This window comes from Corynebacterium mucifaciens (assembly GCF_012396315.1).
Lineage (GTDB): Bacteria > Actinomycetota > Actinomycetes > Mycobacteriales > Mycobacteriaceae > Corynebacterium > Corynebacterium mucifaciens.
This window is the reverse complement of the sequence record NZ_JAAXPF010000009.1, coordinates 1-12611: the sequence shown is the minus strand read 5'-3', so window position 1 is coordinate 12611 and position 12611 is coordinate 1. Positions and strand designations below refer to the sequence as shown.

The 12611-nt window shown below is 63.5% G+C and carries 11 protein-coding genes and 2 pseudogenes; 3 read left to right on the top strand and 10 right to left on the bottom strand.

Translation table 11 applies throughout. The annotated features are described in order from the left end of the window. Positions 1-17: 17 nt before the first annotated feature. Genes HF989_RS08335 through HF989_RS08320 form a run of 4 tightly spaced genes read right to left on the bottom strand, consistent with a single transcriptional unit; the run spans position 18 to position 6379 of the window. A complete protein-coding gene (locus HF989_RS08335; protein ID WP_343033579.1) occupies positions 18-3212 on the bottom strand; it encodes an arabinosyltransferase domain-containing protein in 3195 nt (1064 codons plus the stop codon). Between the two features lie 10 nt (positions 3213-3222). Next, positions 3223-5040, bottom strand: coding sequence for a galactan 5-O-arabinofuranosyltransferase (locus tag HF989_RS08330; protein ID WP_168685572.1), 1818 nt, complete (start codon positions 5038-5040; stop codon positions 3223-3225). Between the two features lie 20 nt (positions 5041-5060). Further along, positions 5061-5705: a response regulator transcription factor gene (locus HF989_RS08325; protein ID WP_168685570.1), complete on the bottom strand. Its 645-nt coding sequence runs from the start codon at positions 5703-5705 to the stop codon at positions 5061-5063. After that, positions 5702-6379 carry a sensor histidine kinase gene (locus tag HF989_RS08320; RefSeq protein WP_168685568.1) on the bottom strand — a complete coding sequence of 226 codons (678 nt, stop codon included), beginning with the start codon at positions 6377-6379 and terminating at the stop codon, positions 5702-5704. Before HF989_RS08320 ends, HF989_RS08325 begins: the two co-directional genes overlap by 4 nt. Positions 6380-6462: 83 nt before the next feature. On the opposite strand from HF989_RS08320, the gene HF989_RS08315 reads away from it, so the two are divergent. From HF989_RS08315 to HF989_RS08305, 3 genes and pseudogenes are all read left to right on the top strand, one after another. Beyond that, the gene (locus HF989_RS08315) at positions 6463-7137 is read left to right on the top strand and encodes an ABC transporter ATP-binding protein (protein WP_168685566.1); all 675 of its coding nucleotides are present in this window, start codon (positions 6463-6465) and stop codon (positions 7135-7137) included. Then, positions 7134-8510 carry an FtsX-like permease family protein gene (locus HF989_RS08310; protein ID WP_168685564.1) on the top strand — a complete coding sequence of 459 codons (1377 nt, stop codon included), beginning with the start codon at positions 7134-7136 and terminating at the stop codon, positions 8508-8510. The genes HF989_RS08315 and HF989_RS08310 overlap by 4 nt, the downstream gene beginning before the upstream one ends. Positions 8511-8521: 11 nt before the next feature. Then, positions 8522-8923, top strand: a pseudogene (locus HF989_RS08305) (heavy metal translocating P-type ATPase); the annotation flags it as partial. 105 nt (positions 8924-9028) lie between these two features. Here the strand turns inward: HF989_RS08305 and HF989_RS08300 are convergent. The 6 genes and pseudogenes from HF989_RS08300 to HF989_RS10775 form a co-directional block, all read right to left on the bottom strand. Next, on the bottom strand, positions 9029-9205 hold the full coding sequence (locus HF989_RS08300) for a cupin domain-containing protein (protein ID WP_257036510.1): 177 nt from the start codon (positions 9203-9205) through the stop codon (positions 9029-9031). Positions 9206-9344: 139 nt separating this feature from the next. Then, positions 9345-10044, bottom strand: a pseudogene (locus HF989_RS10900) (replication initiation protein); the annotation flags it as partial. A 39-nt stretch (positions 10045-10083) separates the two neighbouring features. Then, positions 10084-10581 (bottom strand): hypothetical protein, encoded by a 498-nt coding sequence (locus HF989_RS08290; RefSeq protein WP_168685560.1) that lies wholly within the window; start codon positions 10579-10581, stop codon positions 10084-10086. 99 nt (positions 10582-10680) lie between these two features. Continuing rightward, entirely contained in the window at positions 10681-11769 is a 1089-nt protein-coding gene (locus tag HF989_RS08285; RefSeq protein ID WP_246233899.1) for a hypothetical protein, read from the bottom strand. Between the two features lie 110 nt (positions 11770-11879). Continuing rightward, positions 11880-12131 carry a type IIL restriction-modification enzyme MmeI gene (locus HF989_RS08280; RefSeq protein ID WP_246233897.1) on the bottom strand — a complete coding sequence of 84 codons (252 nt, stop codon included), beginning with the start codon at positions 12129-12131 and terminating at the stop codon, positions 11880-11882. Beyond that, a complete protein-coding gene (locus HF989_RS10775; protein ID WP_343033578.1) occupies positions 12118-12390 on the bottom strand; it encodes a type IIL restriction-modification enzyme MmeI in 273 nt (90 codons plus the stop codon). Before HF989_RS10775 ends, HF989_RS08280 begins: the two co-directional genes overlap by 14 nt. Between the last annotated feature and the right edge of the window lie 221 nt (positions 12391-12611).

The window sequence follows — 12611 nt, the reverse complement described above, 5'->3', positions numbered from 1 at the left end:
TGCTACATCTGACCCCGTCACTCGTTCGGGTCACGGATCTTCATCGGACCCGGGGTGTACAGGCCCCACCGTGTGGTCTCGGCGAGATCTACCTGCGCGAGCGCCGGGGTGTCGCCGGCGGAGTTGGTGCGCGGGGTGTACTTGGCGATGGAACCCCAGTCCCGCTGCCAGTCGTCCCTGAGGTAACCGGGGATCTCGTAGGACGTGTTCACCGCCTCCGCCGGGGCGAGCGCGCCGCCGCCGAGGAAGTCCATGAAGCCGGACAGCTGCGCCTTGCCCGGGGCGTCCGGCATGATGCGGAACTCCGGGATCTCGTTCACGCCCGCGTAGTGGAAGAAGGGGCGCTGGCACGGGTACTGGAAGGCCACGGTCCAGTCCAACAGGCCCGGGGTGTCTTCGTCGAACACGTCGCCGAGCTCAACCAGCTTCGGGTTGCGCAGCGGGGTCACGGCCATCCAGTCGTTCTCCGCCAGCGAGGTGTCTTCGGCCACCAAGCGCACGACGTCAGCCTCGTCCGGGATCTGGTCGAGCGGGTAACGCAGGTTGCGCCACTCCGGCGACGGGCCCTGGTCCAGCATCTCCACGGCGCCGAGCTCCTCCACGCCGCCGGAGGTGGTGCGTCCGTACTGCAGCTCGAGTGTGGTGCCCTCCTGCTCAATGCCGTTGATGTCGTGGTGGGCGATGCGTCCGGCCACGGACGCGACGAGCAGCGGGCGGTCTTCAGATTCCTCCGGCAGCTCGAACCAGGCGGTCTCGAGGTTGGCGGATTGCGTGGGCTCGTCCTCGAAGGTGCCCAGCACCGGCACGCGGTTGTAGTCCAGCCCGAACGGCAGGCGCACGGTCGAACCGTTCACACCGCGGAGGGACTTCGAACGGTTGCCCTGCGTGTTCACGCGGGAGGTGGACTGCGCCTCGTCCGAACCCGGGTCCACGTCCTCGGTGTCGTCGTCCTGCACCTGCTGGTTCGCCCCGTCAGAGGTGTCGGCGTTGTCGGAGGCAATGAAGGCCGGCACGCCGTCCGGGGTGAACCCGGAGTTCTCCCCGGAATCCAGGGACTTGCCCAGAGGGATCCCGTCGATGGGCGTGAGGAAGGAATCGTTCGTGTCGTCCTCCAGCAGCACGTCGCCGCCTTGGGCGCACGTGTCTCCAGCGAACGTCTTCACGTTGCCCATGCCCACCGAGTAGGCGGGGGCCTGGGAGACGAAGGACTTCACAAACGTCAGGCACGACAAGGCCACGATGAGGGCGGCCGCCACCGCGATCGGTGCGGACATGACGCCGGCCCACCGTGAGGCGTCGACAGGCTTGGGCCCTCTCATGGACTGCACCACGCCCACCAGGAATACCGCCAGCGCTAGCACCAGCACCACCGTGTTGGCCTCGACAGCCTTGAACTGCGGCGTGCGATCCCACCAGGGCACGGCGTAGGAGGCGACGTACCACCAGCCGTTCCAGCCCGCCAGGGTGAGCGCAAGCAGGAAGAGCACTGCCGCCGTGGCGAAGGAGCGGTTGCGGTTGGACTGCAGCGCGACGCGGGACAGCACCACCGAGCCGTATGCCGCGATCGCCGCGCCCAGGCCGGCGTAGATGCCGAAGTGGTGCGTCCATTTCGTCGGCGTGAACATGAGGAAGAACGTGGACAGGCCGATGATCAGCATCATCCGCTTCGCCGTCGGGGTCTTCTCCCCGCCGCGTGCGAACCACCACAGGATCAAGCCGACGCTCAAGGCGAGCACGAACATGGGGAAGCGGCGCGTCAGGGAGCCGTCCACGGTCTGCTCGAACAAGACCGAGTAGCGGCTCCACTCCTCGAACCAGCGCATGGCCGGGCCTACCTCGGAGCGGACAGCGGTGGCCTCCAGCACCGTGGCTAGGGTCTGGTCCTTGAACACCGGCACCATCACGGCCATGCCCGCGCCCAAAAACGGGGCGATGTGGGCGAGCTTCGCCTGGCGGCGTCCGATGGTCCGCAGCACCCAGGGCAGGGCAATCAGGAACACGCCCACCGCCGCCAGGCCGGTCGGGCCGCAGGCCAGGGTGAGGGCGGCTGCAATGGTGCCCCACGCCGCCGGGGCGAGGCGGTCGGTCTCCATGGCGCGCTCGAACAGCGCCCAGGTGAGCATGAGGCCGAAGGCGATGATCGGCTCCGGGCGCGTGCCATTGTTGTACGGCAACCAGAACGCCAGGAACACCAGCGCCGCGGTCCAGTGCGCCATCCGGCGGTCCGCGACCGCGGTGCCCAGCCGGGGCAGGATCTCGCGGGAGAGCAGCCACCACGTGCCGAGCGCGGCGAACAAGGCGGGCAGACGCATCCACATGGACGCGGTGCTCACCTGCGACAACACCGCCAGCAGGTCGTAGAACGGGGAGCCGAACGGCGCCTCCGGCACGCCGTACCAGCGGTAGTAGTTGGCCATGTAGTCCGTGTTCGCCGCCACGCGCGCCATGGTGAGCAGGAAGCCGTCGTCGGAGGTATTGGCGCCGAAGACGTGCCAGAAGCCGAGGACGGCGACCACCACGGCGTCGAGAGGCTTGAACCCCTGGCGGCGGCGACGCGGGGCAGGGCCGTCGAGCTTGCGCAACGCCCACAACGCAACGAGGGCGAAGATGAGGCCGAAGACCATGGCCAGCGTCTTCAGCAGGGTCGGCTGCGAGGTGAAGCGGGAGTTGATGTCCACGTGGGCGGACAGGCCAGCGTCCATAAGCTGCGGCGAGTCCTTGAGCTCGGTGTAGATGCCGGTGAGTTGCGGGCGGTAGTCCTCGTCGCGCTCCTCGGCGTAGTCCGTGCCTGGGATCTCCACGGTCGTGCCCTCGTGGGTGAGGGTCGCCACGAGCTGCGCGTCGCCGGGAAGCTTCGAGACCTCATCCGCAGTGAGCTGAAGCAGCACGTCGTTGAGCGAGCTGACCACCAGCCCGCCCTCGGGGGAGGTGACGAAGAAGCCGCGGTCGCTGGCCTTGGGCGAGCCCTCCGGCAGGGTGCCCAGGACCATGGTTTGGTCGTCGCGGAGCTCGTCGAGAGCCTGGACCGGCACTGTGACGTCGAGCTCCTGCGGCGCGAGCGAGATCAACGGCGCGTTGATGGAACCCACGGTGCCGTTCTGCGGCCACGACACGCTCGATTCTGTCTGCTTCACCGGCAAGAACGGGGTGAGCAGCAACAGGACAAACGCGATCAGGCCTGCGACGGCCGCGGTGGTCTGGACTTTTTTCACAGCGGACACCTTACTTCCTCACCGCGACGGCAAACGGGCCGATCTGTTTGACGTCCCAGTCCTGTTCAAAGGCCTCTGGGTTGTAGTACAGGCCCTCGTAGCGCACGTTCGGCTGGCTGGGGTAGATGTCGTGCGCGATGTGGGTCTTGTAGCCGTTTTCGCCGTTGTCGCGGAAGATAAAGGCGGCCGGCGGCTCCCACTGCGAGTTGTCCACCGCCTCGGTGAAGTGCTCCGGGTCCTCGTAGGAGATCTCCGCCCAGCGCTTCAACTCGTCGTTGCGTTGCTCGAATTCGCCCAGCGGGTTGGCGTAGTGGCTGGTAAAAGCGTTGAAGCCGAAGAAGGGGTGGTACGCCATGAAGTTGATCTCGTCGGTGTAGACCACCGCCTCGTTCACCTTGTAGCCGTGGTCTTCGATGTAGGCGGCAATCTCGTTGTAGTAGCGCCCTGCGTCGGCCGGGAAGCGGTCGGCCCGCTCGCCGTTGCCGTCGGTGTCCGCGTAGGCCTGGTCGATGTAGTCCTCGTTCTCCACCGGGATGTGCTGCACCATTTGCAGCGCGCCCACCGCCACAACGGCAGCCACGGCCGCGGTGTACTTGGGCACCCCGAACCTCGCGATGGCGAGCACGCCGAGGGTGACAAACAGCTCCACGATCAGTACTTCCAGGCGGAAACCCAGCAGCGAGGTGCCCACCAGAGTGATCGCCATCGAGGCAAGCGCCCACAGGTAGCACACGCCTATCGACGCCCCAAGGGCCCCCACCACCGGGTCCTTGAACCGGTACACCAGGTACACCAGGCCGATCATGGACAACAGCCCCACAAGGGAGAAGGAGAGGAACGGTAGGGGGAAGTACGTGCCTTCGATGGGCAAGAAGTGGTTTGCTGTGGACTCGCGCTGCTCGTCGCCCGTGAGCACGCGCCAGATGTACGGGCCCCAGGAAATCGCGGCGATGGCGAGCGACGCCACGCCGGCCACCACCAGGTGGAGCAGGGGCTTCAGGCTGCGGGAGGCAAACGCCAGCACGACCGCGATCATCACAGTGGTCAGCGCCGCAATCGCCGTGAACAAGGTGTAGAAGCTGGCGGAGATGCCCAGGTAGACGGCCAGCGCGATTGTTGATGCCCACGAGCCGCGCGCCGCGCGGTACGCCATGACCGCCGCGGCCGGCACAAACATAGCCACCACTGCCGCGTACGGTTCCTCCGGCACCTCCGTGAGCACCACCGCGGTGGTGACCGTGGCGATGGCCAAGGCCGTGGGCAGCGAGCCGGTGAGCCTGCGCCACACCGGGGTCAGCATGGCCGCCGCCGCAGCGAGCGAGGCGATAGCGAACGGCTGGTACACCTCCCAGCCCTGCATGCCCAGCACGTTTGCTAGCCGCCCGCCCAGCCAGAACCACCCCATGGGGTAGAAAGTGGGCAAGTCCTTGTAGGCCATGTCGGCGTGGCCGAGGTTTTCCGCCATCCGGGAGAGGAACTGCGTGCGGAAGCCCTGGTCCACCTGGATGCCGTCCAAGTACAGCTTGGTCGCCGCGAGCGGGATGCCGACGGACGACACCACCAGCCCCGCCGGCACCAGCGACATCACGGCTGCGGAGACCCAGTGGCGCTTCCCCCGCGCCCACAGGAAGGCCAGCACGGCGCCGATGCCGATGAGCAAGAAGGACGCCGCGGTGGCGAGCGACCGTGTCACCATCGACGTGTTAAACGCCGGTAGCGCGATCCGGTGCAGCACAAACCAGGCCGCCAGCGCCAGCACGCCCCCGGCAAGCCCGGCCGCGATCGTGCGCAGGGCTGTGCGTCCAGCAGGCTGGTAATCGGTTGTCATGCGTAACAGTGTCGCATACGCTACCCAGCTCCACGTTCTGCCAGGTACATCAGGATCGCGCGCACACGACGGTTGTCCTCGTTGGGGGTGAGGCCCAGTTTGGAGAAGATGCTGGAAACGTGCTTCGCCACCGCCGCGCCGGAGAGGAAGAGCTTTCCGGCGATCTGCGCGTTGGACAGCCCCTCCGCCATGTGCTCGAGCACCTCCATCTCGCGCGGGGTAAGCGTAGTCAGCCAGCGCGAGCTCGCCGCCATCAGCGCGCTGGCGACGTCCGGGTCGATGACCACGCCGCCGGACGCTACGGTTTCGCACGCCTGGATGAAATCTTTCACCTCGGCGACGCGGTCCTTAAGCAGGTAGCCGGTGCCGCCGTCGCCGCCGGAGAACAATTCCCGCGCGTAGGCGGGCGCGACGTATTGTGACAGCACCAGCACGTTAATCGGGCCCCGCTGGCGCAGCTCCAGCGCGGCTTGGAGTCCGTCGTCGCGCATGTTCGGTGGCATCCGCACGTCCGTGATCACCAGGTCAGGCGCATGCGTATCGACGACCCCCTGCACTCGATCCGCACTGTCCACCTGCGCCACAACCTCATGGCCGCGCCGGGTGAGCAGGCCGGCAACACCTTCCCGCAGCAGTGCCGAGTCGTCCGCGATAACAATCCTCATGGCGCAATCCCACTTTCTCCCCGGAACAACAGCAACGGAATACGGGCGGTAACGGTGGTGGGGCCGCCGTCGGGGGAGGTCATCTCCATCGCCCCGCCAAACGCCGCGATCCGTTCCCGCATCCCGTCGAGCCCGCCGCCAGGGGTGATACGGGCGTTTCCGCCGCCTTGGTCGGTTACAGAGATGTTCAAGGTGTGGTCGCAGGCCACCAGCACGCTCACCGGTTCCTGTGGTGCGTGCTTCGCGGCGTTGGTGAGTGCTTCGGCGGTGAAGAAGTAGGCGGCGGCGGTGACGGAGTCGTCGATACGCGGCAGCTCGTGCGGCGCGCGGACCGTGACGTGCGGGCCGTACTGCGCGGCGGCCGTTTCGATAGCGGCGATGAGCCCGTGGTCCGACAGCTCGCGGGGGTGGATGCCGTGCACGGTTCTCCTGAGCGCATCGAGGCCGTTGCGGAGGTCGCGTGCGGCGTCGTCGAGAAGCGGCGAATCAACATCGAGCCTCGCCTCGCCGAGTTTCATCGCCGCGGCCACGAAGTACTGCTGCGCGCCGTCGTGCAGGTCGCGCTCGATGCGCAGGCGCTCTACCTCGTATGCCTCCGCGATCTTGCGTCGCGACGCGGTGAGCTGGTGGATCTTCGCCGCCGCCCGCTGCTCGTGGTTTATTCTTCGCCGCATGCCCGCGAGCGTAGCGGGGTAGAGCTAGCACTACCCATATTCGGGAGTTAGGGCCATAGTGCTTAGCGACGGCTACCTGTGAAATGGAAACCATGCTTGAACTCAGAGACATCACAAAGTCATTCCCCCAGCAGCGGGTCCTCGTAGGCATCAGTCTGACGGTGGACGACGGCGAATCCGTGGCCATCATGGGGCCCTCTGGCTCCGGCAAATCGACCCTGTTGCACTGCATGTCCGGCGTGCTCGTGCCCGACCAAGGCGAGGTGCGCTTCGGTGGCCACGATGTGGCCGCAATGAGCGACGCCGAACGCTCGCGCCTGCGCCTCGAACACTTCGGCTTCATTTTCCAAGATGGCCAACTGTTGCCCGAGCTGACCGCCACTGAAAACGTTGCCCTGCCACAGATCATGCGCGGGGTGCCGCGGTCGCAGGCGCACAATGATGCTGTGGACATGCTCACCCGGCTGGGCCTGGGCGCATATGTCGATCGCTATCCGGGGCAGCTCTCCGGCGGCCAGAGCCAGCGCGTGGCCATTCCACGCGCCTTGGCCGGACCGCCGTCTGTGGTGTTCGCCGACGAGCCAACCGCGGCGTTGGACCAGGCCACCGGCCACGAAGTGATGCAGCAGATCGTGGCCGTGTGCCAAAAGTTCGGTGTGACACTCGTCGTGGTCACGCACGACCCAAAGATCGCCGACTGGTGCAGCCGCCGCGTTGAAATCCGCGACGGCCTGATCCACTCGGAGGTGGCGCGATGAGTGCGGTGACGTTGATGCGGTCGGCGGTGTCGTCGACAAGCGAAGGGCGCTCGCAACGCAGGATCGGCGAGCGCTGGGTGCGTGTGTTGTCGCTGGTAGCGGTGACGGTGGCGACGTGGATGCTGTGCACCCTAATGGGCGGCACCTGGATGTTCGTCGCGCGCAACATGCATCCGCACGAGGCGCTCGTGGAGGTCGATCCGCTCTCACTGGCGTACGTGTTCCTCGCCTTGTTCGCCAGCGTCCTGCTCGTGCCGAGCCTGTTGGGGCTGCTCACCCAAGCCGCACGGGCGAACCTGAGCGGGCGCGAGGAGCACCTGGCGGTGCTGCGTCTCATCGGCGCGACCGCCGGCGAGGTGCGCGGGATGATGATCCTGGAATCGCTGCGCCAGGCGCTAGTCGGGTTGGTGCCGGGCTCGGTGCTGTACGCGATCACGTGCCCGGCGTGGAGTTTGCTGACGTTCCAGGAAAAGCGCGTCGGTACCTGGGAGATGCTCACCTGGTGGGTCATCCCCGCCGCGTGGATCGTGGTGCTGATCCTGGCCGCGTGCTCCGTGTGGCTCGCGTTGCGACGAGTCGCCGTGACCCCACTCGGTGTGACCAAGAAAATCCCGCCGAAGGGCCAAAGCTGGATCACGCTGGTGTTATCAGTGGCTGGTGCGGTGGTGTTGTACCGCTACCTGAGTTCGCTGACCATCGCGCCGGAGGCAGACGCGCTGGGAATCGTGGCGATGCTGGCCGTAGCCGGCGGCATTCTCACCGTCAACGCACTGATCGCGGTCGGTGTGCTCCAGTTGCTCGCGCGACTGAGCTACAAGGTGCCCGGGGCTGCCAACTATGTGGCCACGCGCCGGGTAGGCCGCGGCGCCAAGACCACCTGGAAGCGCGTGACCGCGCTCTACTTCGTGGCGTTTATCGGCGGTGTTGGCGGCTGGTACTCAGCGGTACCTGAATTTGACGAAGCCCCTGCCCTGAAAATGATCGCGGGTGATATCCCCTCCGGTGTGGTCATCACCGTGGTCTTCGCGACGGTACTGATGGTGCCGTCTACGCTGCTCACCCAGGCGCTGAGTGTGGTGGAGCAGAAGCAACTGACCAAGTCGTTCTACTTCATCGGTGCGCCCGCGGCCTTCCACACCAAGGTGGCTGCCCGCGAGGTTGGGGTGCCAATGCTGGTGGTGGCGCTGCTCGGGTTCGGGATGGGCAGCCTGATGGGCACCGCCATGGTCATCTATCACGTCAACGTAATGGACAAGTTGGCGCTGTTCGGCGTGCTCGTTGTGGCGGCGCTGATTGGTTGTGTCTTGGCGGTGCTGGGGACCGGCCGGTTGCGCGAGAAGGTGCTGCTCGGAATGGGCCGGGCGAACGACTAGAAAAAAGTTCTCGCACCGTGGCCATGGTCGGTGACGGTGTCAATGACACCCCGGCCCTGGCCACCGCCGATATCGGTGTGGCGATGGGTGCTGCCGGGTCACCGGCCGCGATCGAGACCGCGGACATCGCGCTGATGGCCGACCGGTTGCCTCGCTTGCCGTATGCCCTGGGGCTGGCCAAGCGGACGGTGCGCACGATGCGGGTCAACATCGGTATTGCCCTGCTGACCGTCGCGGTCCTGCTCGCCGGCGTGCTGCTGGGCGGGGTCACCATGTCAATTGGCATGCTTATCCACGAAGCTAGCGTGTTGCTGGTCATCGCCATGCTGCTGCTGCGCCCGACCCTGGAAAAGGACGACACCGCGGCCGACCTACCCGTCGCACAGGCCGCGCAGGAAGTACTCACCCCGTAGCCAACCCCTGATACCTGCCCCGCCGGTTTCCTCCAGGTCTTCCCGGTGGGGCTTGTCCATGGTCAACCGCATTCGGGACGAATCACCCCGGGATGGGCGGGACAGTCACTGGGACAACGTGAACCGGATGTCCTTCGGCATGATGTGAACCGCCGTGAAGTCTGGATCTGCCACGATCTCGTGCCAGACGTCAACGGGGATGACGACGCTGTCTCCGGCGCGCACCCCATGATCCGCATCAGGGAATTTGACGATGCATCGCCCCTCGGTGACGACGAGCACAGATTCCATTGATGCTCTGTGTCTGGGCCACGAGATTCGGTAGCTAACACGCGACCTCGGGTACCTTTTCCACGACTCTGGCGAAGGGCGTTTGCAGCCTGGAGTTTCTTACGCTCTGTTTGTGCATATTCCCCGTGTGGGTCTGTTTTCCAGCGTTGTGAGGCTTTCTGTCCGCCTCTGCGGCCCATAGTGGCCAAGGCTTTCCGTTCGCTGCGGGTTGCTTTTCCAGGTGCGCTCGAACCGATGGCGGCTGTGCTCTTGGATTGGGTCACGTAGCCGCGGACTCGTCGTGCCTTAGTCTGACGGTCGCGCATCGGGGGAAGCTCTGCAGGGCGGCCTGCACCGCCGTGGGTCTGTGCGACGTTGTAGGCGTGCTCGTAGGCATCGATGATGGCTGCATCCGTGAGTCGTTGGCCGGCAGCGCGGAGCCTGTGGCCAGTCTTAAGGGCGTAGCGGAACGCGGTCTCGTCGCGGGCGGCGGTGCCCTCGGTAATCCAGAGCACGCGCACGCCGTCGATGAGTTCCGGGTCGTACTGGTCGAGTCCAGCAGAGACTTCCGCGTTCACGTCCTGGGCCAGTGCCTTAAACGCTTGTGCCTCTTAGCGGCGGTTTTTCACCGCGTTAATGAGTTCCCGTCCTGACTTAAACTGTTGGCGTGGTGCAGCCTCGTACTGGTCTATTCCGGCCAAATCCCTCATCTGCCTTATCAAGTCACCTAGACGCATCACGCGATTGTGCTGCCTATACCAACGATAAGCTGACGGAGATTTACCTGTATAGAACGGATTGCGGCTTAACCCGTGAGCAAAATGGGGATCGTGGCCGAGCAGCTCGCCTAGGGTGTGCCTAATGCGACGTATGCTTCCCCGCCATCGGCCTTACCACTCCCTCAATCGGGTCAGCACATGGATCTGCAGCAAGACCGGATAGAGGTGGCAGACGACCCCGACCGTCAAGAGAGACACAAGGGACACCCATCCACCGGCCACACCGGCCCAGACCGCGGTAGCGACATGGAGCAGGAACGCCCATGCATGGCCGGCGGCCGCCGCCCTCACGGGTCGCGACTCCCAGCCCTTCATCGCCCCGGATGCCTGACCTCTCCGCAGGGAGAATATAAGCCTGTTCCACCCAATCCATGAGAGGAAGGCGTTGAATAGTTCCACTCCCCATCGGCGACTGGCGTCTCGCGAGAGAGAGATACGATCCCACTGGGAGCTCGGGATATGGCGCTCCAGCGAGTCGCCGACAAAGGGGGCGAGCCCCAAGCCCAGGAGAGTTGTTGTGACAACGAAGCCCACCGAGGCCACGCCCGTCGCATCAGCCACGATCACGAGGCCCAGTACCGCAGCGACCGTCAGAAGCAGAGCGGCCATACAGATTCACCACCCCGGGACGCTACCTGGCCCATCTGACCCCCGCGCTCTTCCATAAAACCGCCTCTCCAAGCGCCCTAAAAATACAAACGAATACGCTTAGAGATCCCAAACGTTTTTAGCGTGACGCAACCGGTGAACACTGGTGTACCTTTGCCTATTCACAAAGGCAGACCCTTTTCCCGCCCGATCATTCTGGAGGGGTTTCTCGAGGGCTACATGATCGGGATCACCAGCCTGAGACAGGATAAATACTTGGTACTTACCCGGTGCCCATCCCTTTTCGAGACTAGAAGCCATCACCTTGCCCAATTTTTTGTCTTCCCTTTTCTCACTTAGCTTAAGGCGATCCGCTTCTGTCTCACTCCAAAGGACATTGTCATAACGGGCCTTGATGTATGGCACATCAACCCCAATTTCTCGCTCCTCATAGAAAGCCATGTGGCCTACTTCTTGGAAAAAGCGCCCAGGTTGGCATATGTACGCGCTAAGCGGACCGTCATCAAGTTTTGCCTGCGCAGAGGGGACAACAACGGTGTCCAACGGGGATATTGGTTTTTTAATTCCCATGTCCCGCGTCCGGTCCACCGTTCTCATCCAGTCCGCGGCCTCTTTGTTTATCATCTCGGCAAGACTGAATACTGCCCGCATTTCAAAACCGACATCGATATTTAAGAGAGAATCATGATGGGCAACGCGATTGCGGAATTTTCGAATCTGTTCAGCTAATACGGTGACATCTTTGCGGAGCCCTGCCCCAGGAAAAGCGTTGTGCAGAGTCTTACGCCATAACTCCTCATGCTTTGCCCCCATCCAACCGGTCCAGAAACCGAAAGACAATCCAGCAACAATTTGATCTCGAGTTTCCTTTCCTTCGGAGCGAAGCCTTTCTCGAACCTTGTCGATTGCTTGCGCTTGTGCGGAGTAAAATGGGGGTAATAGAAACCAGGGAATTTTTCCTGTATCCTCGAGCACTCTTTTTGACAGCTGGGTGTCAATGGCATGGCGAAGTAGGATCTCAAGGTGCGAAAGCTGCTCCAATGCAGCCCCCGCCATTTGGGTATTCCACACGTACAGATCAAGAGCCTTCGCTTCGTCACCCTCAGCGGCCCTAAGAAACGGTTCTAAACGAGGTTGTGGAAAACCCGCCAAAACTCCATGAGTTTCATTTCTAATTTCATCGCTCATATCTTCATGCTATTCTTTAATTGAACGCCCCGATGTGCCTCTGCTTCAGCATGCACCCGGGGCTTTTATAATCCTTAAATTTGTCGACGTTTTTGCCAATTGAGATGCGTTTAAGCCATATGGGCGTAGTTAGCAAAGAGAATCTCCTGGCGCTGACGCTCGGTGGCGATCCTCCTCTTAGCTCCCATCGCCCTGTCCACCTCGCGATCCAGAGCCTCATGGGTCTTAATCAACTCCGGGGCCATGGCCAGCGGGTTGTAATGATCAGCCAGAGAACGTTCCGGGTACAGTGCCCGGGCGTCGAGAACTCCTTTTCCGGCATCGAAAACACGCTGTCGTGTGCGGTCATCAAGTGGCGGCACGGGGAAATTGTTCCAGGTCAAGGTATTGAAAAAGCAAACGCGATTCAAGCGCCCCGCCCACCGTTCGTTGCCAAGTGATGAATATTGAGGACGAAACCAGAGCAAAAAGCAGGCCGTCCGGGTCCAGAGCGGTGTAAACAGAGTCGGCCGCGATCACATCCGGGGTTAGGTGATCGGCGGTGTAGAACTTCCTCGTTTCAGACACCACACGGGGGATACCGACATATGGAACCAGCGGACGGTGTGGATTCGGGCGCATAAGGTGCGGAGTGTTGCGGATGGCAGTGCAAGTGGGAACTATTTTGGGCCCATAAGAAAACGACCTGCAGAAAGTGAATGTTCTGCAGGTCGTTCGCTTTGTGTCAAGTGGTTGTGAACGGGTTTGGGTGTTAGATCGTGATGGGTTGTGGGGGTGGGGCGGTTTGGGTGGTGGTGCGGATGATGCTGACTTCTGCTGGAAGGCTTGTGCCGGCTTTGGTG